This is a genomic window from Peteryoungia ipomoeae (genome assembly GCF_004912165.1).
In the GTDB taxonomy this organism is placed as follows: Bacteria; Pseudomonadota; Alphaproteobacteria; order Rhizobiales; family Rhizobiaceae; genus Allorhizobium; species Allorhizobium ipomoeae.
Map to the genome: position 1 here is coordinate 138,332 of NZ_STGV01000006.1, position 20,447 is coordinate 158,778.

Sequence of the window (20,447 nt, forward strand, 5' to 3'; positions counted from 1 at the left end):
CAAGTTTGTTTATGTATCTCAAGTCATCGAATTGGAGCGGTTTGAAAATTAAAACATTGATTTATAAATATAAAAATCTGCTTATCGGAAAGAATAAATTTTACATCAGGAAATCATTTGACAAAGTACTCTGGGCGTTGGATGTTCTGCCGGTGCCGACGTGGAAGTCGGATGGGGGGTGACATGCAGACAGGGCAGAAAGGTGAGCGACTAACCGCAGCAATCCTGTTCGCAGTCGGTGCTGCAGCACTTGCTGCGTCGGATGCCGTCATCGTTCGCGCTCTCGATGGTGCCGTCCATCCTTTCGTGATCGCCTTTTACCGCGCACTCTTCGGTGCCATTCTGCTTGTCCCGTTTCTGGCTGTGCGCCCCCAGGTGCTCTCCTCGACGCATTCGGTGGGGCAGCATGCCATTCGTGCAGTGTTCAAGCTGTTTGCGATGGTCGCCTTCTTCGCCGCCTTTGGCATGGGGCCGCTTGCCGATGTGACAGCGATTGCCTTCATGTCCCCGATTTTCGTCGTCCTTGGTGCCGCGTTTCTGCTGGGCGAAAGACCCGGTGCGCGAATGTTCGCTGCGGCCTTGATCGGCTTTGCTGGCGCCATGGTCATTGTCGGGCCATCTCCGGCAGGCTTGTCCCTGGCCATTTTTTTGGCTCTGATCGGCGCGCTGCTGCAGGCCGGAATACAGCTGATCCTCAAGTCGATGTCGAAGGGCGATTCAACATCGACTCTCGTCGTCTGGAACCTGCTTTTGACCGTGCCAATCTCGCTGGTTCTGGCTATCCCATTCTTTACAATGCCCGGACACCGCGAGCTCATGTTGCTTGCGCTTCAGGGCGTGGTCGGTACCAGCTGCATGGGGCTAATGACCCATGCCATGTCTCTTGCGCCGGCAAGCGTCGTCGCGCCGGTGGACTTTCTGCGCCTGCCGCTCGTGGCGCTCGGCGGCATCGCCTTTTTCAACGAAACCATCGCACTGACGACTGTTGTCGGCGCTTTGCTGATCTGCCTCGCGGCGCTCATCGCTGCGCGTGCCCGAGGTGCGAAAGCTTCAAACTGAATTCATCTGGGAGGAGAATGAAAATGAGAAAGACTGCATTGCTTTGTGCCCTCGTCATGGGCACGTCCCTGTCGCCAGCCTATGCCGGTTCTGGTCCGATCAAGATTGTGCTGCCGGAAGAGGCCGATCTGCTTGAGCCGTGCATGGCGACGCGCTCGAATATCGGCCGTATCATCATGGAGAACGTCAGTGAAACGCTGACGGAGCTGGATATCCGCGGTGGCAAAGGGGTTCAGCCACGCCTCGCTGAGAAGTGGGAGCAGAATGCCGATGGCAGCTGGCGTTTTCATCTGCGCCAGGGCGTCAAGTTCTCGGATGGTAGCGCCTTCGATGCAAAAGACGTCAAGCACAGCTTCGATCGCATCATGAGCGACAAGAACGCCTGCGAGTCTCGCCGTTACTTCGGCGGCATGACAGTGACGCCGACCATCGTCGATGATTACACCGTCGATTTCAAGGCCGACCCGGTCCAGCCGATCCTGCCGCTGCTCCTCAGCCTGGTGACCATGGTTCCTGAAGAAACTCCCCTTGAATTCGTTCGCGAACCGGTTGGCACCGGTCCTTTCAAGTTGACCAACTGGACCCCTGGACAACAGATCGTTTTGTCCGCACGCGAAGACTATTGGGGTGAGAAGCCCGAGGTGACCGAGGCGACCTACCTGTTCCGTGCCGATCCAGCCGTCCGCGCTGCGATGGTGCAGGCCGGTGAAGCCGACTTGTCTCCCTCGATCTCGCAGGTCGAAGCCACCAACCCTGCGACCGATTTCTCCTATCTCGACAGTGAAACCGTCTATCTGCGCATCGATCACAATATCGAGCCGCTGAACGACGTGCGTGTCCGTCGCGCCCTGAACCTTGCCGTCGATCGCGAAGCGTTCCTTGGGACACTGCTGCCTGACAGCGCCTTGCTCGCGACTGCAATCGTGCCGCCGCCGACCCTGGGCTGGAACCCGGACGTGAAGGTGCCGGCCTATGATCCAGAAGCAGCCAAAAAGCTGATCGAAGAGGCAAAGGCAGACGGTGTTAAGGTCGATACGCCGATTACCATCATCGCCCGTTCTGCCAATTTCCCGAACGTCACGGAAATCATGGAAGCGATCCAGCAGCAATTGCAGGACGTCGGCCTGCAGATCGAACTGAAGTTCGTTGAAGTGGCCGAGCACGAGCAATACTACTCGAAGCCGTTCGCCGAGGGGCGTGGTCCGCAGATCGTGGCTGCCATGCATGACAACTCGAAGGGTGATCCGTCCTTCTCGATGTTCTTCAAGTATGCAACGGAGGGCACGCAGTCTGGTTTCTCGGATCCGAAGGTCGATGACCTGATCAAGCGTGCTTCCGCGGCCGTCGGTGATGAACGCGCAAAGCTCTGGTCCGAATTGATCGCCTATCTGCATGACGAAGTGGTCGCAGATGTGCTTCTCTTCCACATGGTCGGCTTCTCGCGTGTTTCCGAGCGTCTGGACTTCAAGCCGACGATGGCGACGAATTCCATGCTGCAGCTCTCCGAGATCAAGATCAAGTAATCGTCGGGCGGCTATGGTCGCCCATTCCAAGGCAATTCATGCGGCGGGATGATCCCGCCGCACCGTTTTCTTCGAGGACGCCATGCTGAGCTTCATCCGAAAACGCGCCGTCGCCAGTCTGATCTCCCTGGTCGGGCTCGTGGTTATGGTCTTCTTCCTGTCGCGCCTGACTGGCGATCCGGCAGCCTTGTTTCTGCCGGTTGAAGCCTCGGAGGAGATGAAGAACCAGTTTCGCGAGTTGCATGGGCTGAACGATCCTCTGCTCGCCCAGTTTGGCCGCTATGTCGGCGACGTCATAACAGGCGATCTCGGTGAATCTCTGCGCAAGGCCCGGCCGGCGCTCGACGTTGTGCTCGAAGCGTTTGTCTGGACTCTCTGGCTTGCGGTCATCACCATGAGCCTCGTCACGGTGGCTGCCATCGTTGTCGGCTCGCTCGCCGCCTTTCGCGCGGGTGGCTTCTTCGACCGCTTTTCTTCGATCGTCTCGCTGGTCGGCGCGTCAGTTCCCGATTTCTGGCTGGCGATCGTCGCGATCGTAATCTTTGCCGTCAACCTGTCCTGGCTGCCGACATCGGGCACGGGCAGCATCTGGCATTGGGTTCTGCCAATCGCCGTGCTCTTTGTTCGCCCTTTCGGCATTATCGTGCAGGTCGTGCGAGGCTCGATGATTTCGGCACTTTCCTCCGCATATGTGAAGACTGCCCGCGCCAAGGGTGTGAAATCGACGCCGATCATCTTCGTCCACGCTCTGCGCAATGCCATGCTGCCGGTGATCACCGTTATCGGGGACCAGGCAGCCAGCCTTCTTAACGGTGCCGTCATTATCGAGACCATTTTCGGCTTTCCGGGCGTCGGCAAGCTTATGATCGATTCCATTCTGCAACGTGACTTTAACGTCGTTCTGGCAGCGATCCTCGTTACGGCACTCGCCATCTTCCTCATGAACCTGCTGATCGATCTCGCCTATGCGCTGCTCGATCCCCGTATCCGGAACTGAGGGGGCGCCAATGTCCATTGAAACAACCGCCCTGATCGATGAGCCGCATGTGGCAAAGCGCATGTATCGCATGCTGCTCGCCGACAAGTTCGCTCTATGCGCGGCCATTTTCCTCCTCGTCATTCTGATCATGGCGATCATCGGTCCGAGCTGGTTGGGAGATCTCGCCACCAAGCAGAACCTGCGCGGAAGAAACGCGGCTCCCTTTGATTTCGAAAAGGCATGGGTCTGGTGGATGGGCGCCGATGCGCTCGGCCGTCCGCTGCTCGCGCGCATTATTGTCGCCACGCAGAACACCGTCATGGTCGCAGCGGGTGCCGTCCTGATTTCGGCCGTCACCGGAACGGTTCTCGGCCTAATTGCCGGCTTTTCCTCGCCGCGCGTCAGCCAGATCATCATGCGGCTCGCGGACGTCATCATGTCCTTCCCGTCGCTGCTGATCGCGGTCATCGTGCTTTACATCCTCGGTTCGTCCATTCTGAACCTGATGCTGGTGCTGGCGATCACACGCATCCCCGTCTATCTGCGCACGACGCGTGCCGAAGTGCTTGAAATCCGGGAACGCATGTTCGTTCAGGCAGCTAGAGTCATGGGAGCATCCAGCAAACGCATTCTGTTCCGGCATATCCTGCCGGTCGTTTTGCCGACGCTCACCACGCTTGCCACCCTCGACTTTGCCTATGTGATGCTGGCGGAAAGTGCCCTGTCCTTTCTCGGTATCGGCATCCAGCCGCCCGAGATCACCTGGGGGCTGATGATCAGCCAGGGGCGGCAATATCTGACCAATGCCTGGTGGCTGTCTTTCTGGCCGGGGCTTGCGATCATTCTGACGACGATGTCGCTGAACCTCCTGTCGAACTGGATGCGTATCGCGCTCGATCCGGTGCAGCGCTGGCGGCTGGAAATGAAAGGGGCCAAGAATGGCTGACCATCTGCTCGAAGTCCGTAACCTCTCGGTCGAGTTTCACACGGCTGTCGGCGTTGTGAAAGCCGTTAGAAACATGTCCTATCACCTCGATCGGGGCGAGACGCTTGCGATCCTTGGCGAGAGTGGCTCGGGCAAGTCCGTGTCGTCTTCGGCGATCATGAACCTCATTGACATGCCGCCGGGACGCATCAGCTCCGGCGAAATCCTTCTCGACGGCGTCGATCTGCTGAAAATGCCCGTGTCGGAGCGACGCGAGATCAATGGTCGTAAGATCGCGATGATCTTTCAGGATCCGCTCAGCCATCTCAATCCGGTCTATACGGTCGGCTGGCAGGTCCGAGAAGCGCTGACAGCCCACGGAACGGGTTCGTCCAAGGCGCAGGCCGAAGCGCTGCGCCTGCTTGGTCGTGTCGGTATCCCCGATCCTGCGCAGGCGCTGGACAAATATCCGCACGAGTTTTCCGGCGGCCAGCGCCAACGTGTCATGATCGCCATGGCGTTGGCGCTCAGGCCCGATCTGCTGATCGCGGACGAACCGACGACCGCACTCGATGTCACCGTGCAGGCCGAAGTGCTGGCGCTTCTCAAGGAGTTGCAGCGCGAGACCGGGATGGCCGTCCTCATCATCACACACGATCTCGGCGTTGTCGCCGAGATCGCGGACCGTGTCGTGGTGATGGAGAAAGGCGTCCTGGTCGAGGCCGGCACGGTGCGCGAGGTCTACAAGAACCCCCAGCATCCCTATACCAGGAAGCTGATTGCGGCCGCCCCGGGCAAAGGTGAGATGCACCAGCCGTTCAAGGGGGCAGAGCCTGTCTTGAGCGTTCGGGACGTTCGCAAGAACTACGGCGCCTTTGCAGCACTTAAGGGTGTCTCCTTCGACCTCCTCGCCGGTGAGACGCTTGCCGTCGTCGGCGAAAGCGGGTCAGGCAAATCGACGCTTGCCCGCATTCTGCTGAGGCTCGACGAGCCGGATTCAGGATCAGCGCTATGGAAGGGCAGGGATCTGTTCCAGCTGTCAGCTGCCGAACTCTACAAGCTCCGGCGCGATCTGCAGATGGTTTTCCAGGACCCCACCCAATCACTCAACCCGCGCATGACGGTCTATCAGCTCATCTCGGAAGCCTGGCTTATCCATCCCGATATCCTGCCGAAGTCGAAATGGCGCGAGCGCGTGTCGGAGCTTCTGACCCAGGTCGGTCTCGGACCTGAGCATATGGGGCGCTATCCGCACCAATTCTCTGGCGGTCAGCGGCAGCGCATCGCGATCGCCCGGGCGCTGGCGCTCGAGCCGCAGCTGATCATCTGCGACGAGGCGGTCTCAGCGCTCGACGTCTCGGTTCAGGCGCAGGTTATCGCGCTTCTCGACAAGCTTCGCCGCGAGATGGGGATCGCCTTCATCTTCATCGCGCATGATCTGCCCGTGGTGCGCGATTTCGCTGACCATGTAATGGTCATGCAGAAGGGGGAAGTGGTCGAGCTCGGAACCGTGCGCGAGATCTTCGAGACGCCGAAGAAAGCATACACGCAGGCGCTGCTTGCCGCCGGGCTCGATCCCGATCCGGACGTGCAGGCTCAGAACCGGGCCCAGCGCCTGACCCGTGCGTCCTGACATCAAGCATCCTTGGAGAAAACCCATGTCCAAAAAGGCCTTCGTCGCGCTCGTCACCTGCTTCAACGAGGACGAGACGATCAATTACGAAGCCACCCGCGCCCAGGTCCGCCGTCAGGTGGCGGCCGGCAACAACATCATGTGCGCCGGTACCAATGGTGATTTCACCGCGTTGACTTTCGACGAAAAGGTGAAGCTTGCGGAAGCCGTGGTCGATGAGGTTGGCGGCAAGGTCGATGTCATCGTCAATGCCGGCATGCCAGCGACCTTCGAAACGATCAAGCTCGCGAAAGAATTCGATCGCATCGGCGTGACGGCGATTGCCGTCATCACGCCCTTTTTCATCGCCTGTACCCAGGATGGCCTTATCCGGCATTTCTCAACCGTGGCAGACGCGGTGGCGACACCGATCTACCTCTACGACATTCCGGCCCGCACGCAGAACCATATCGAGCCGGATACGGCCCGCAAGCTCGCCGCGCATGGCAATATCGCCGGTATCAAGGATTCTGGCGGCGCCAAGGAAACGCTGGAGGCCTATCTCGCCGTATCCCGCGACATGCCCGGCTTCGACGTCTATTCCGGCCCCGACCACCTCGTGCTCTGGGCGCTTCAGAATGGTACGGCCGGCTGCATCTCCGGCCTTGGCAACGCGATTCCGGATGTGCTTGCAGGGATACTGAAAGGCTACAACAGTGGTGACATCGCTGAAGCCGAACGTCAGCAGGAGATTTTCACCGCGTTCCGCACCGATCTTTATGCGCTGGGCTTTGCACCCGCGATGGTCAAACGGGCGCTCTTTCTCCAGGATGCCTCGGTTGGCGCGAGCCGTCAGCCAGCGCTATTGCCGGATCCAGAGCAAGACGCCAAGATTGCCGACATTCTTCACCGCTTTGGTCTTGTCGCCCGGAGCTGATGCGAGATGGGGCGCCGTTCGTCGGCGGAATGGCGATCGAGGGTATGATTTTTTGCATAGCCGTCTCATCTGCCTGAAAAGAAGCGGCGGAGGACGCCAGGCTGTGATTTCGGTATGGTCGTCTGGAATTCGATGATGGACGAATTTTAGGCTCGTCCCACCGTGGCGATGGAACAATTGGTCTGGTCATACCCTTAGCCGATCACGGAGGCGTCTGATCCTTGCACCTGTACAGGATCTGTGTGGGCAGGGAGCTTGTGCAGCGCAGGCACTGTGTCCCGCGTGATCAGCTGCTTTCGACGCCGGAGGTTGGACCATAAAGATGAGGGGTACCAGATGCTGGACGAAATCGGCTCGACGCTGGTCAGTGAATTTTCCGATCTGCCCGATTTGTCGACGATCGTCCGCATTACCGTGCGGCTGACGATTGCTGCCGTTCTCGGCGGTATTCTCGGCTATGAGCGCGAGCGGAAGGGTCGCAGTGCCGGCGTTCGCACACATATGTTGGTGGCCGTGGGAGCCGCACTTTTCGTCATCGGACCGCAGCAGGCGGGGATGCAGATCGGCGATCTCTCGCGCGTCCTGCAGGGCGTGGTCCAGGGCATTGGCTTTCTCGGCGCAGGCGCAATCATGGTTCGCTCGGCGCAGCGGCAGGTTGAGGGACTGACGACCGCCGCCAATATCTGGGCGACGGCCGGGATCGGGGTGATTGCCGGGCTTGGTCTGGAGGGAACCGCGGTCCTGTCGACGCTGATCGTCTTCCTCATTCTGGCAGCGGTTCCACTCCTCTTGCCGAAGCAGGCCGAGGAGGAGACAGCGGTGGAAAAGCCGGCCGCTTGAGGCCGGCCTAACCAGGCGTGCCTAGGCTTTTTCCATCGCATTCGCGGTCTGGATATCCTCCAACCCGTGCTGGCGCAGCGGCCTGTTGCCGGCGAGCAGGCGGGCAAGCAGATAGAAGACCGGCGTCATGAATATGCCGAACAGCGTGACGCCGATCATGCCCGAGAAGACAGCGACACCCATGGCAGCGCGCATCTCCGCGCCTGCGCCGGTCGAGATGACGAGCGGAATGACGCCCATGATGAACGCCATCGACGTCATCAGGATCGGTCGAAGGCGAAGCCGGCTTGCTTCGATTGCGGCCTCATAGGGCGTGCGGCCTTCAAACTCGAGCTCGCGGGCAAACTCGACGATCAGGATGGCGTTCTTCGCCGACAAGCCCACCAGCACCACCAGTCCGATCTGGGTGAAGATGTTGTTGTCTCCCCCCGTATACCAGACACCGACCAGTGCCGCGAGAACGCCCATCGGAACGATCATGATGATCGATAGAGGCAGCGTCAGACTTTCATACTGTGCAGCCAGCACAAGATAGACGAGCAGCAGGGCCAGCGGGAAGACGATGATGCTCGAGTTACCGGCAAGGATCTGCTGGTAGGTCAGGTCCGTCCATTCGTAGTCGACGCCAGCAGGCATGGTCTCCTTGAGGATCTTGTCCATTGCCGCCTCGGCCTGGCCTGACGAAAAGCCCGGGGCCGGGCCGCCGTTGATGTCAGCCGCCAGGAAACCGTTGTAGCGCGTGGTGCGTTCCGGCCCGGTCGACGTTTCCACGTTCAGCAGCGCTGACAGCGGGATCATTTCCCCGCTGGCCGAGCGAACCTTCAGCTGTCCGATATCCTCGGGCGCTGCGCGATACTGGGCATCGGCCTGCACCCGGACGCTGTAGGTACGGCCGAAGGCATTGAAGTCGTTGACGTAGAGCGAGCCCAGGTAGATCTGGAGCGTCTGGAAGACGTCGGTGACGGAAACGCCGAGTTGCTGTGCCTTGATGCGGTCGAGATCGGCGAAGAGTTGCGGCACGTTGACCTGGAAGCTCGAGAAAATGCCGGCGAGTTCCGGGGTCTGATAGGCCTTGGCGAGAACGGCCTTCGTCGTTTCGTCGAGTGTCTGGTAGCCGAATCCGGCACGATCCTCGATCTGCAGCTTGAAGCCGCCGGTCGAGCCCAGCCCGTTTACGGGCGGTGGCGGGAACATTGCGATGAAGGCGCCGTCGATCGCGGCGAATTTCTGGTTGAGAGCCATGGCGATCGCCCCGCCCGCGAGGGACGGATCGCGCCGCTCCTCGAAATCGTCCAGCACGGCAAAGACGATGCCGGCGTTCGAGCCGATGGTGAAGCCGTTGATCGACAGGCCGGGGAAGGCAAGCGCGTTTTTGACCCCCGGTTCCTGCAGCGCAATGTCGCTCATCTGGCGGATGACTTCTTCCGTGCGATCGAGTGTGGCGCCATCGGGCAATTGTGCAAAACCGATGAGATACTGCTTGTCCTGCGCCGGCACGAAGCCGCCGGGCACGGTGGTGAACATGCCGTAAGTCGCTGCGACCAGCGCAAGGTAGAGAACCATGACGAAGCTCTTGCGACCGAGAAGACCGCCGACGCTGCGGCCATAGCCGCTTGAGGCTGCGCCGAAGGCACGGTTGAAGCCACGGAAGAACCAGCCGAGCAGGGCGTCCATGATGCGGGTGAGCCGATCCTTCGGCGCGTGGTGGTCCTTCAGAAGCAGGGCTGCAAGGGCCGGCGAAAGGGTCAGCGAATTCAGCGCAGAAATCACGGTCGAGATCGCGATGGTCAGCGCGAACTGCCGGTAGAACTGACCCGAAAGGCCGGTGATGAAGGCCAGCGGCACGAAAACCGCGACCAGCACCAGAGCGATCGCGATGATTGGTCCGGAGACTTCCTTCATCGCCTTGTAGGTTGCGTCTCTAGGCGAGAGCCCGTTCTCGATGTTGCGTTCGACATTTTCGACAACGACGATCGCGTCGTCGACCACGATGCCGATTGCCAGCACCAGGCCGAACAAGGTGAGCGCATTGATCGAGAAACCGAATGCATACATGACGGCAAAGGTACCGACGATGGAGACAGGTACGGCAATCAGCGGAATGATCGATGCGCGCCAGGTCTGCAGGAAGAGGATCACGACGAGAACGACCAGCGCGATCGCCTCGAGCAGCGTATCGACCACCTTGTCGATCGACGCGCGGACAAATTCGGTCGTGTCGTAAACGATCTCGAAGCGCACGCCATCCGGCATCGCCTGCTTCAGGTCCGCCATGGTCTGCTGGACGGCGTCGGAGATGGCGATGGCGTTGGAGCCGGGCGCCTGGAAGATCGGCATGGCAACGGCCGGCTCGCCATCCAGAAGCGAGCGCAATGCGTATTCCGCAGCCCCCAGTTCGATGCGTGCGACATCCGATAGCCGGGTGATCTCGCCGTTCGGGCCCGACTTCACGACGATGGCGCCGAATTCCTCCGGCGTCTGCAGGCGACCGCGTGCATTGACATTCAATTGCAGATCCACACCCTGCGGCGAGGGAGAGGCGCCGATGGTGCCGGCGGCGGCCTGGACATTCTGCTGGGCGATTGCGGCGGTGATGTCGCTTGCCGCGAGGCCATGCTCGGCGACCTTTTGCGGATCGAGCCAGATGCGCATGGAGTAATCGCCCGCGCCGAAGACCTGGACCTGACCAACGCCTTCGATGCGTGCCAGCCGATCCTTGATGTTCAGCGTCGCATAGTTGCGCAGATAGGTGAGGTCATAGCGATCTCCGGTGGAGACGAGATGGACCACCATCATGAGATCAGGCGAGCTCTTGACCGTCGTGATGCCAAGCGCCCGGACTTCGCCGGGGAGCCGGGGCTCCGCCTGGGCAACGCGGTTCTGGACGAGCTGCTGCGCCTTGTCCGGATCGGTGCCCAGGCGGAATGTGACGGTCAGCGTCAGCACACCGTCCGATGTCGCCTGGCTCGACATGTAGAGCATGTTCTCGACACCGTTGATCTGCTCTTCGAGCGGCGTGGCGACGGTTTCGGCAATGACGGTGGGATTGGCGCCGGGATAGACGGCGCGGACAACCACGGAGGGCGGCACCACCTCAGGATATTCGGAGATCGGCAGCGCGCGAAGGCCGATCAGGCCTGCCACGAGGATCAAGATCGAGAGGACGGCGGCGAAGACCGGTCGGTCGACAAAAAAGCGGGAAAAATTCATCACGAAGCCCCATAGGCGGACAAGGGAGGAGCGACCCCGTAACCGGAGTTGCGGGGTTGGGAGGCGGGAATAAGAGTGAAGCGGGACGACGACGTGGTGTGCCTTATGATCGGCGCTGAAGCCTTGCCGTCGTCTGGCCCGTCAGTTTTTCAGCGCGGTCTGGTCCTGCGGCGCGACCACCGCGCCGGGACGGATACGCTGCAGGCCGCTGACGACAATGCGATCTCCGGCATTGAGGCCCGCTTCGACGATGCGCTCGCCATCGACGGCTGCGCCCAGTTCGACCTGACGGTAGCCAACCGTGTTGTCGGGCGCGACGACGAAGACAAACTTCTTGTCCTGGTCCGTGCCCACTGCCCGTTCGCTGATCGTAAGGCGCTGTTTCGCCTCAGCCTGGCCAAGCCGCAAACGGGCGAACTGACCTGGGATCAGGCGGCCCTCGGGGTTGTCGAAGACGGCGCGCATGCGGATCGTCCCGGTTGAAGCGTCGATCTCATTGTTGATCAATTGCAGCCGACCCGGGATCGGAGCAGCGGCGCTGTCGGTTTCGACCTCGACAGGGATCTGATCGAGTTCCGACCCGGCATCACCGGCCGGCAGGCTGGAGAGCACGTCGCGCAGGTGATCCTCGTCGATCGTGAAGCTCGCATAGATCGGATTGATCGAGACGAGCGTGACAAGTGAGGATGAGGCGGGGCCCGCCGCCACGAGATTGCCGACGGTGACGTCGAGCGTGCCGATGCGACCGGCAATCGGGGCGCGGATCTCGGTATAGGCGAGATCCAGCTCGGCAAGCTTCAGGGCAGCGCGGGCCGACTGGAGGTCCGCCTCGGTGGAGGCCTTGGTGCTCTTGCGCTGGGCGACCTCGCTCTGGGAGATAGTGTTTCGGCCGAGCAGGGCATTGCCGCGATCAAGTTCGGTCGTCGCAAGGACAAGGCGCGCTTCGGCCGATGCGACGGCGCCGCGTGCCTGATCGACAACGGCTTGATAGGGCTCAGGATCGATCGAAAAGAGAAGATCACCCTTCTCAACTGCGCTGCCTTCGCGGAAATGCACCGCCTGGATCGCGCCCGCGACGCGAGAGCGGATCTCCACGCGGTCCACGGCTTCGAAGCGCCCTGAGACCTCGCGCCAGATATGCACGGCACGCGGTTTGACTGTCGTCACCGTAACCGGCACGGCAGGTGGCGCTGCCTCTGCCGTTTCGGTGGAAGCCGCATTTGCCTGCAGCATTGGTTCGAAATAGAAACTTGCGCCGGCAATGGCCAAAGCGGTCCCCATCGCGCAGCCCCACAGGGCCGCACGTCTGATCCTTGCGGTCATGATCGTCTCCTTCGGTTCGTTGCGAACCGCTCTGTTATGGGGGCGGGTGGAAGACCCGCCGTCAGGCTGGCAGCCCCTCAAGGAACTGCGAAAAATCTGTCGAGAAGCGCGAATGCCATTCGCCGTCCTTCCCATCGTAGAGGCTTGTCCATCCAAGCTGCTGCGGCAAAACGCTTGTTTTCACGCAGACGCCGGCCGCTTGCAGGCACTTCGCGTAGTCAAGCGCTTCGTCGCGCAAGGGATCGTCATCCGATGTCACGACCATCGCCGGAGCCGTTCCCATCAGCCGCGTGCAGAGGCACGGTGCGGCATAGGGATGCTGGCCGTCGCTTGCCTGCGCCAGATAGTGGCTCCAGCCCTCCGACCAACGCTGTTGCAGGCCGATCTCCTCGGCCTGCCGGAAGGAGATCGTCACCATGCGCGGATCGAGCATCGGCGACAACAGTATCTGGCCAGCAAGTTCACCCGGCAGGGCGTCACGTGCCTTGAGCGCCAGGCTTGCAGCCAGGTTGCCGCCGGCCTCATCGCCGGCGACCAGAACTGGCGAGCGAAGGTTTGCAAAGCATTTCCGCTTGGCAAACAGATGCTTCAATGCCTCAAAACCCCTTTCCAGGGTCTCCGGAAAGGCAAATCGGGAGGCGCTTGCGCAGTCCGCCTCCACCACCAGCGCACCGGCTTCCGCCATCGCGACAGCGGCCGGGGCGTCTGTCTCTCGTCGGGCCGTGCGTCCAAATGCACTGGCAGCAAAGTAAAGCACAAGCGGCCGTCGCCGCGTCGACTTGCCTTGGCCGCCGTAGATGCGGAAGGGCAGGGGAAACCGCATCTCCGGGTCCTCCCCTGTCTGCCACATCCTGATCATCGAATAGCCGCTTGCGTGTTGGAAATGTCTTTCGCTTCTCGGTTCCATATATTATTATCCCAAGATCCAGTACAAGGCATGGAATCAAGAGAACTCTGTTCCGAAATTTTGGATAATCCATCTCTTTTTTAGCAAGGCGAGTTGAATGGATCAGCTTTCTGCAATGCGCGTTTTCACCCGGGTGGTTGAAACCGGGAATTTTTCCAAGGCTGCGGCTTCATTGAAGATGCCCAAGACCACGGTCACGACGGCGGTGCAGGCGCTTGAGGCCCATCTCGCCACCAGGTTGCTGAACCGGACGACGAGACGGGTGGTGGTGACCACTGACGGTGCTCTCTACTATGAACGGGCGGCCCGCATCCTGTCGGAGCTCGATGAACTCGATGGAAGTCTTTCGAGTTCTCAAGCGCAGCCTTCCGGGAAAGTGCGCGTCGCGCTCTCGGGCGCTTTTGCAGACCAGATAATCATGCCGGCGCTTTGCGACTTTCATCAGCGCTATCCGAAGATACAGCTCGAATTCGATATCGGTGATCGCATCGTCGACTACGTCGCCGAAAACATCGACTGCGCCCTGCGTGCCGGCACGCCGAGCGACCAGTCGCTGGTGGCGCGCAAGGTGGCGGATCTCGATGTGCGAACCTATGCGGCCCCCCTCTACCTAGAGCGTCAGGGTATGCCGCGTCATCCGCGGGATCTCGAGAAGGGCCATTTCGGCGTCGGTTACATGAAGGCCTATGAAGGTCGGGTCTTCCCACTGGAATTTCGCAAGAGCGAAGAAGAGGTTGAAATCCAGCTGGACTACGTCATATCGGTCAACGAGTTCCGCAGCTACATGGCCGCAACGGTTGCCGGGATCGGGGTCGCGCAGGCGGTTGCCTTTACCGTCCGAGACTATGTCGACCGCGGCGAACTCGTTGAGATCCTTCCCGACTGGCCGCGGGATCCGATCCCCCTCTACATCGTTTATCCCCAGACGCGTCACCTGAGCAACAAGGTCCGCGTTTTCGTCGACTGGCTGGCCAAGAAGCTGAGCGACGCACAGCGATGTGAAACTCGATCAGTTTCGTTGTCGCCGCGATAGATAGTCTTCGATCGCTATCGTGTTTTGGGCTGCCGGATCCGCCCGTGTCATACAGCCGTCTCTCCGCGCTCGGGGATGGGCGTGTGGACGACTGTGTCAGTGGGTTAGAACTTTCAGAAAAGTGCATGAACTTGCGGGGTAAAACCTGTAGTCGATCCCTGTTGGTGACCTCTGTATCCATGTGCTTACTAATGGAGGTACCGACATGGGTAAAAACACGGCGCAGTCGCGCTTGCCAAGTCTGGCAACGATCACTGTTGCCTTCGTGTTCGTCAGCGCGGTCGTTGGACTTGGCATTGCATACGGCGTGATAAGCGAGCGGGCGCGAGCGTTTGAAGAGGCCAGCCTCCAGCGAGCACTCGAAACCCGGACCCGCGGCATCCAAACCGCGCTCGCCCAAGGATTGTATCGCGAATGGAATGGATTGAATGCGATACGGAATCAGGCCGTGGATCAATCGCCTGACGATATGCAGCGACGCCTCGATACGATCGTTGGCAACGGCGAGGTCATCTCATGGGCAGGATTTGCGGAAACGGATGGCACTGTTATCGCTGCTTCTGGCGGTCTTCTTCTCGGTCAGAATGTTGGCGAGCGCCAATGGTTTCGCGAGGGATTGAAGGGAGAATTTGCCGGCGACGCGCATGAAGCATTGCTGTTATCCTCCCTCTTGCCCAGCCAGGATGAGCCGCTGCGCTTCGTTGATTTTGCGGTAGACCTCAAGGATAGTGAGGGTGCAGTGCGAGGCGTGCTTGGCCTCCACCTCAACGTGGCCTGGATCGAGCGATTCATCGATGAGATGGCGGAAGCTCTCGATCTGGATATCGTGATCGTCGGTGCTACGGGCGGAATTTCGGCATCATCAGTGCCCAATCTTCCTGATCTTTCCAATCTGGGCAGCTTGCAGCGGGCTCGCGCCGGTGCGCTCGGCACAAGTCTCGAAGAGTGGCCTGATGGTGGCGTCTACTATACCCTGACGGTTTCCGAACTGGATTACAAAGGCCTGCCAAAATTCGGCTGGAACATCGTGGCGCGCATTGACGGCAGCGCGGCGACGATCCCGGCGCGGCAGATGTCGGACTATCTGATTGTGCGGCTGGTAGGTCTGGCCACCATGCTGCTCTTGCTGACGGCGCTCTATGTCGTGGCCTTCATCCGTCCCTTTTCGCGGTTGGCAGTCAATGCGACGGAGATTGCCGAAGGACATGATGCCTATCCCATGGAAAGCAACCGGACGCGTGAAATGAGCATGATCAGTTCGGCCTTGGCGAGATTGCAGGCCGACAGCAAGCGGCACGAGTGAAGCCTCGTCAGAGGCGGCTTGCACGTTTGAAGACAGCGCTCACAATCGCGCTGAGGCGCGTCGAGGTGATGCTTGGCACCGCGCCTTCGACGTACAATCGCTTGAGCAAGAGCTCGTATTGCTGTTCCGAGAGATTGAGGGAGAGAAGTGATCCATCACCCTTCGCTTCCAGCACGTGGGCGTGCATATCGCCGAGATCGCGGAACTTGATCTCCAGAGGCGCGCCGACTGTCATGACCAACCCCCGGATGCGCGCTGTTCCCTGTGTCAGGTCCGTCAGCCAGACGCGCCTCAGGCGGCCCTCGTAGAGGATCACGCAGCGCTCGGGATGATCCGCCAGATGCTGCTCGACGCGCGGCAATTCCACACAGACGGCCAGCGTGACTGCAAGGATCAGAAGGTTGTAGATCGTCCAAAACAGAATGACGATCTTCCCATCGCCCGCGTCGTTGAAGGCGAAGGCATCGATGAAGATCCCGATCATGAGGCCGATGGCTGTCGCCAGAAACAGGATGAGGAATGGCATCATCAGGCGCCATTGGATCACCACCTTGGTTCTATCCCCGCCCTTGGCGGTGACACTGAACGGATGCCCTTTCGGCTTGATCAGACCGACGATTGCCGCTCGGGTGATGGGAATGGCGCCGAGAAGCTGGCTCACATCGTTGACGATGGGAATGATGAGGCCGCGCGAAACGAAGTTCAGCGAAAACAGCACCCACATGTAGTACGGCGCGAAATAGGCGATGATATCCGGGACTTCGGCATCGACGACCGTGATGTTGAAGAACCAGTAGAGCAGAGGGAAGGTGACGGCTGCGAGCCTGAACGAGAAGGTGCTGAGCCAGAAAATGACCGAGTCCGCCACGCTCCAGCGATCGCGAAGCCGTAGATTGTTTTGGCCGAAGGGGCCGAGCCGGCTCCTGGCGATCTGCATCAGGCCAAGGCACCACCTGGCCCTCTGCGTCACGTATTCCTTCAAACCCTCTGGCGCCAGGCCTTCGGTCAGCGCTTCGTTCAAGTAGAGGGTCCGATAGCCTGCCTCCTGCAGTACGAGGGTCAGCATGAAGTCTTCGGTAATGCTCTCCGTCGGGAAGCCGCCAACTGCCTGCAGTGCATCCCATCGGATAACGGAGGAGGTGCCGCAGCAGAAGGCGATCCCCCAGGCATCCCGGCTGGGTTGAAGGTGGTCGAAAAAGAAGCGCTGCTCATCAGGATAGGAGCGGCTGAGACCCAGATTATGCTGAATGGGATCGGGATTGAAGAAATGCTGGGGCGTTTGCACCAGACCGACATCCGCCTCCCGGAAGAGTGCGAGCGCCCTCGGCACGAAATCAGTGTGCGGCACGAAATCCGCATCCAGCACGGCGATGAAGTCAGGTCCATTGCCTTCGGCTGCCAGCAACGAAAGCGCATGATTGATATTGCCTGCTTTCGAGCCCTTGTTGTCGGGACGCCGCACATAGCGGACACCCTGCATCACACAGAACTGCTCGAGCCAGTCTCGCCGACCGTCGTCGAGCACCAAAACGTCACATCTCGGATGTGTACTGGATTTCGCGCCGATGATGGTTCGCTCCAGAACGCTGCGATCCTCATTATAGGTTGCAATCAGGATCGCAACTTTTGGCAGGTCCAGCTCCCACCACCCCATGGTTTCGTTGACGTCCGGCGTGCGGGATCGCGTTCGGCTGAGGATCAGAAATGCGCTCATCGAGGACAGGGCGGCGACCGCTTCCAGGGCAAAGAAGGACCAGCTGAAGAAGCATTCGAGCGACCAGTCCGCCGGAGCGAGGGTCTCGGTGGCGCGCCACCAGATGTAACGGCATGTCAGGACGCCGCTAACGAAGAACAGCAGGCTGCGGTGCAGGTCGTTGTTGCGGTCGAGCGTCACTGAACTCAGAAAGGTCACGCCGAAGACCAGGAGGCAGAGCATCGCGGCCGACCAGAGCTCGCTGCCATAGAGCAGATCCGTCATGGTCAGGCCCAGAAACGCCGCAGCCAGTCCAAAGGTCGCTCTTCAAAAAAGACCCGGCCGGTGCGGCCAATCAGGCAGCGCAGAGACGCATCCTGGCGAAGAGCTGGCACATCGAGCGTGACGTCGAAGCGTTCGAGATGCTGCTCGCTTGGGGCAATTGCGAGGTTCTGATAGACAGTGGAGGCACCGGCGCCTGCCACGCGCGTGATCACGCCGGGAAGCAGGCGGTCGCTGCCGTTCATGCGAAACTGGGCGGAACTGCCAAGGGTGATGCGATTGTAGACGCGTTCGGTTACAGAGAGGGTCACGATGGTGGATTGGCAATCCACGAGGCGGATCACATCCTGACCACGTTGCACAGTTTCCCCGGAAATCGCGAGATAGTCCCAGATCAGACCGGAGACATTGGCAGTGAGTGAGGCGGAATTGAGCCGATTGACCCGGACCTGCTCCGCACGGATTCTCGCATCCAGAGCCTGCAGCACGGTATCCTGCGCCGCGGCGCTGCTTTGCAGCCGATCTCTGGAAACCGCAAGCTCAGAGATCCGTTGCTCGGAATAGGGCGCATCATTGTAGCCGTCTCCGAGAAAAATGCCCCTTTCGGCAGCTGCGAGATTGATCCGAGCAATCCTGACCGTTTCCTGCGCGTTCGCGAGGTCCAGTTCTGCCACTTCGGCGAGCGACTGCGATTGCTCCAGCGCCTCACCGGTGCGCACACCCTGATCGCTCAATCTGCTCGAACGGTTGAGGCTCAGCTGTGCATAGCGCAGTCGCGCTTCGGCCGCCTTTGAGGATGCCTCAGCCCCCTCGATCTGCGCCTTCAATTGCTCGATGCGCTCGCGGCGATAGTTGTCTGCACGCGTTTCAAGCTCCTCGATCGAGCGCGTCAGGTCGGCCGCCTCCTGAGTCAATCGGTCAAGTTCGGCTTTGGATGCCATGCGTTGCTGCTGGAGATCAGCGAGACGCACGTTGTCAACCAGCGGGTCGACAATCGTTCCGAGATTGTCGCTCTCGTTGACGCGAGCACCGAGAGGCCGCTGTACCAGTTCCAAGGTTCCAGCAATCGGGGCTCTGACGGTGGTGAGGCGGGTGTTGATGAAGGCATCGGCGCTTACCCCGACGGTCTGCTCTCTTACGATGACAAACAGCGAGACAAATACAATCACCAAACCTGCAATGATTTTCACTGACCGCATTTCTACCCCCGCGTGCTTCTACATTAGTAAACTAATCGCGCCGCGTCGGATGTAGAGGGCGAAATTTCACCCGGTAATTTTGAGGCTGCTGACATTTGAATGTCGAAGAAATCCGGCAATTTGCAAAGGCTTTTCAATTGGCTTCGACACCGGGATCGCGAGCGTTGAGGCGTCAAACTCTGGCGCGCCGGCAGCTGCAGTTACTCGAAATGCCCGCAGTGTCGCATGTGTCGCTTTCTGCAATGCAAGACCCCATGCTGACAGGAATTGAGATGAACACGTTATGTGTCGTCTGGACCGATGTTCAGGCGCCGCATCTTCTCCCACAAGGTTGTCCGCGAGACCCCAAGGCTTTCGGCGGCTTCCTTGGCAGATCCGTCGGCGCGCGCAAGTGCGGCCTTGATGTGAGCACGCTCGGCAGCGTTGCGCACATCCGAGAGTGTGGCGTTTGCGCCGGCACTGCCCCCCAAATCGGTAGGCATCTGGACCAGACCTTCGGGAAACAAGTCCGCCTCGAACAAGGCCTTGCCGTCACCCAGGGCAACGGCGCGGTCGACGCGGTTGATCAGCTCGCGGATATTGCCGGGCCAGCGGTGGCGTTTTGCCGCTTCATACGCCGCCTCGTCAACGACGATCCTGCCGTGTCCGAGCCTTGCTGCCGCAGCAGATGCAAAACTCTCGAGCAGCGATGGCAGTTCTTCCTGTCTTTCCCTGAGCGGCGGCAGCTTGCAGGCAATGACATTGATGCGAAACCAGAGATCCTCGCGAAACTGGCCTTCGGCGACCATCGCACCGAGATCCCTGTTGGTGGCACAGACAAGGCGGGCTGCGAATTTGCGCGTCTCGCTTCCACCGAGCCGGCGAAATTCCCGCGTTTCCAGCACGCGCAGCAACTTGACCTGCAACACGGGGGACAGATCGCCGATTTCGTCCAGAAACAGCGTCCCTCCGTCCGCTTCCTCGAAAAAGCCGCGATGAACCCCCGTAGCGCCGGTAAAGGAACCACGCTCATGGCCGAAGAGCAGCGAGTCTGCGAGTTCTGCCGGCAATGCACCGCAGTTGACCGGGATAAAGGGCAGTTTTTTGCGCGGGCCGGCCTCATGGACATAGCGGGCGGCGACCTCCTTGCCTGTTCCCGTCTCGCCGAGGATGAGAACGGGCAGGTCGATTTCCGCTGCACGCAGGAGTGTCGCACCGATCTTGCGCATCGCCTGGCTTCCGGCAAAGGCGGCCCCGATCTGGGCGCTGCTGCTCTTGCGGCGGCTGATGCTGTGCAAGGTCTCGACAAGCTCATCGAGATCGAAGGGTTTGCTGACGTAATCGACCGCGCCGTCCCGCACCAGGCGAACGGCCTGGTCTATGTCGCCATAGGCCGTCATGAAAATGACCGGGACCAAGCCGAAGCGTTCGAAATGCCGGCGCATGATGGTCTCGCCGTCGCCATCCGGCAGCCGGATATCCGAAAGGATGATGTCGGGTGCTACGCCCTTCAGTGCTGAATCGGCTTCAGCTGCCGACCGCGCCCATCTGACGGTGTAGCCTTCCAGCACCAATCTCTGTTGCAGCGATTGGCCGAGCGTCGCGTCGTCCTCGACCACCAATATACGACCTGCCGTCATGAT

15 protein-coding genes are annotated in these 20,447 nt (G+C 60.2%); 9 read left to right on the forward strand and 6 right to left on the reverse strand.

Annotation, left to right across the window (positions count from 1 at the left end):
• Positions 1 to 183: 183 nt before the first annotated feature.
• The 7 genes from FAA97_RS17335 (at position 184) to FAA97_RS17365 (ending at position 7,875) form a co-directional block, all read left to right on the forward strand.
• Entirely contained in the window at positions 184 to 1,059 is an 876-nt protein-coding gene (locus FAA97_RS17335) for a DMT family transporter (RefSeq protein ID WP_136599818.1), read from the forward strand.
• A gap of 23 nt (positions 1,060 to 1,082) precedes the next feature.
• The gene (locus FAA97_RS17340; RefSeq protein WP_136599819.1) at positions 1,083 to 2,582 is read left to right on the forward strand and encodes an ABC transporter substrate-binding protein; all 1,500 of its coding nucleotides are present in this window, start codon (positions 1,083 to 1,085) and stop codon (positions 2,580 to 2,582) included.
• 82 nt (positions 2,583 to 2,664) lie between these two features.
• The gene (locus tag FAA97_RS17345) at positions 2,665 to 3,579 is read left to right on the forward strand and encodes an ABC transporter permease (RefSeq protein ID WP_136599820.1); all 915 of its coding nucleotides are present in this window, start codon (positions 2,665 to 2,667) and stop codon (positions 3,577 to 3,579) included.
• A gap of 10 nt (positions 3,580 to 3,589) precedes the next feature.
• Positions 3,590 to 4,507, forward strand: coding sequence for an ABC transporter permease (locus FAA97_RS17350; protein WP_136599821.1), 918 nt, complete (start codon positions 3,590 to 3,592; stop codon positions 4,505 to 4,507).
• Positions 4,500 to 6,119 carry an ABC transporter ATP-binding protein gene (locus tag FAA97_RS17355; protein ID WP_136599822.1) on the forward strand — a complete coding sequence of 540 codons (1,620 nt, stop codon included), beginning with the start codon at positions 4,500 to 4,502 and terminating at the stop codon, positions 6,117 to 6,119. The genes FAA97_RS17350 and FAA97_RS17355 overlap by 8 nt, the downstream gene beginning before the upstream one ends.
• Positions 6,120 to 6,144: 25 nt before the next feature.
• Complete coding sequence (locus FAA97_RS17360; protein WP_136599823.1) at positions 6,145 to 7,035, forward strand: dihydrodipicolinate synthase family protein; 891 nt, start codon at positions 6,145 to 6,147, stop codon at positions 7,033 to 7,035.
• A 336-nt stretch (positions 7,036 to 7,371) separates the two neighbouring features.
• Positions 7,372 to 7,875 (forward strand): MgtC/SapB family protein, encoded by a 504-nt coding sequence (locus FAA97_RS17365; protein WP_136599824.1) that lies wholly within the window; start codon positions 7,372 to 7,374, stop codon positions 7,873 to 7,875.
• A gap of 21 nt (positions 7,876 to 7,896) precedes the next feature.
• Here FAA97_RS17365 and FAA97_RS17370 read toward each other — a convergent pair whose 3' ends face one another.
• From FAA97_RS17370 to FAA97_RS17380, 3 genes are all read right to left on the reverse strand, one after another.
• Positions 7,897 to 11,085 (reverse strand): efflux RND transporter permease subunit, encoded by a 3,189-nt coding sequence (locus tag FAA97_RS17370; RefSeq protein ID WP_136599825.1) that lies wholly within the window; start codon positions 11,083 to 11,085, stop codon positions 7,897 to 7,899.
• Between the two features lie 141 nt (positions 11,086 to 11,226).
• Positions 11,227 to 12,408 carry an efflux RND transporter periplasmic adaptor subunit gene (locus tag FAA97_RS17375; protein WP_136599826.1) on the reverse strand — a complete coding sequence of 394 codons (1,182 nt, stop codon included), beginning with the start codon at positions 12,406 to 12,408 and terminating at the stop codon, positions 11,227 to 11,229.
• 61 nt (positions 12,409 to 12,469) lie between these two features.
• Positions 12,470 to 13,231 carry an alpha/beta hydrolase fold domain-containing protein gene (locus tag FAA97_RS17380; RefSeq protein ID WP_136599827.1) on the reverse strand — a complete coding sequence of 254 codons (762 nt, stop codon included), beginning with the start codon at positions 13,229 to 13,231 and terminating at the stop codon, positions 12,470 to 12,472.
• Between the two features lie 181 nt (positions 13,232 to 13,412).
• Here FAA97_RS17380 and FAA97_RS17385 point away from each other — a divergent pair, with 181 nt between their 5' ends.
• Positions 13,413 to 14,348, forward strand: a complete 936-nt coding sequence (locus FAA97_RS17385) for a LysR family transcriptional regulator (RefSeq protein ID WP_136599828.1) — start codon at positions 13,413 to 13,415, stop codon at positions 14,346 to 14,348.
• A 205-nt stretch (positions 14,349 to 14,553) separates the two neighbouring features.
• On the forward strand, positions 14,554 to 15,651 hold the full coding sequence (locus FAA97_RS17390; protein ID WP_136599829.1) for a cache domain-containing protein: 1,098 nt from the start codon (positions 14,554 to 14,556) through the stop codon (positions 15,649 to 15,651).
• A gap of 7 nt (positions 15,652 to 15,658) precedes the next feature.
• Here the strand turns inward: FAA97_RS17390 and FAA97_RS17395 are convergent, their stop codons facing one another.
• The 3 genes from FAA97_RS17395 to FAA97_RS17405 all read right to left on the reverse strand — a co-directional run bounded on the left by FAA97_RS17395 (position 15,659) and on the right by FAA97_RS17405 (position 20,444).
• Complete coding sequence (locus tag FAA97_RS17395) at positions 15,659 to 17,629, reverse strand: glycosyltransferase (RefSeq protein WP_136599830.1); 1,971 nt, start codon at positions 17,627 to 17,629, stop codon at positions 15,659 to 15,661.
• Between the two features lie 2 nt (positions 17,630 to 17,631).
• Complete coding sequence (locus tag FAA97_RS17400) at positions 17,632 to 18,825, reverse strand: HlyD family secretion protein (RefSeq protein WP_136599831.1); 1,194 nt, start codon at positions 18,823 to 18,825, stop codon at positions 17,632 to 17,634.
• A 281-nt stretch (positions 18,826 to 19,106) separates the two neighbouring features.
• Complete coding sequence (locus tag FAA97_RS17405) at positions 19,107 to 20,444, reverse strand: sigma-54-dependent transcriptional regulator (RefSeq protein ID WP_136599832.1); 1,338 nt, start codon at positions 20,442 to 20,444, stop codon at positions 19,107 to 19,109.
• Positions 20,445 to 20,447 lie beyond the last annotated feature (3 nt).

Bases quoted from the DNA above. Each gene is read 5' to 3' on its own strand.
- FAA97_RS17385 (WP_136599828.1), top strand. From the start codon at position 13,413: ATGGATCAGCTTTCTGCAATGCGCGTTTTCACCCGGGTGGTTGAAACC.
- FAA97_RS17370 (WP_136599825.1), bottom strand. From the start codon at position 11,085: ATGAATTTTTCCCGCTTTTTTGTCGACCGACCGGTCTTCGCCGCCGTC.
- FAA97_RS17350 (WP_136599821.1), top strand. From the start codon at position 3,590: ATGTCCATTGAAACAACCGCCCTGATCGATGAGCCGCATGTGGCAAAG.
- FAA97_RS17340 (WP_136599819.1), top strand. From the start codon at position 1,083: ATGAGAAAGACTGCATTGCTTTGTGCCCTCGTCATGGGCACGTCCCTG.
- FAA97_RS17400 (WP_136599831.1), bottom strand. From the start codon at position 18,825: ATGCGGTCAGTGAAAATCATTGCAGGTTTGGTGATTGTATTTGTCTCG.
- FAA97_RS17375 (WP_136599826.1), bottom strand. From the start codon at position 12,408: ATGACCGCAAGGATCAGACGTGCGGCCCTGTGGGGCTGCGCGATGGGG.
- FAA97_RS17405 (WP_136599832.1), bottom strand. From the start codon at position 20,444: ATGACGGCAGGTCGTATATTGGTGGTCGAGGACGACGCGACGCTCGGC.
- FAA97_RS17335 (WP_136599818.1), top strand. From the start codon at position 184: ATGCAGACAGGGCAGAAAGGTGAGCGACTAACCGCAGCAATCCTGTTC.
- FAA97_RS17380 (WP_136599827.1), bottom strand. From the start codon at position 13,231: ATGCGGTTTCCCCTGCCCTTCCGCATCTACGGCGGCCAAGGCAAGTCG.
- FAA97_RS17360 (WP_136599823.1), top strand. From the start codon at position 6,145: ATGTCCAAAAAGGCCTTCGTCGCGCTCGTCACCTGCTTCAACGAGGAC.
- FAA97_RS17390 (WP_136599829.1), top strand. From the start codon at position 14,554: ATGGGTAAAAACACGGCGCAGTCGCGCTTGCCAAGTCTGGCAACGATC.
- FAA97_RS17395 (WP_136599830.1), bottom strand. From the start codon at position 17,629: ATGACGGATCTGCTCTATGGCAGCGAGCTCTGGTCGGCCGCGATGCTC.
- FAA97_RS17365 (WP_136599824.1), top strand. From the start codon at position 7,372: ATGCTGGACGAAATCGGCTCGACGCTGGTCAGTGAATTTTCCGATCTG.
- FAA97_RS17345 (WP_136599820.1), top strand. From the start codon at position 2,665: ATGCTGAGCTTCATCCGAAAACGCGCCGTCGCCAGTCTGATCTCCCTG.
- FAA97_RS17355 (WP_136599822.1), top strand. From the start codon at position 4,500: ATGGCTGACCATCTGCTCGAAGTCCGTAACCTCTCGGTCGAGTTTCAC.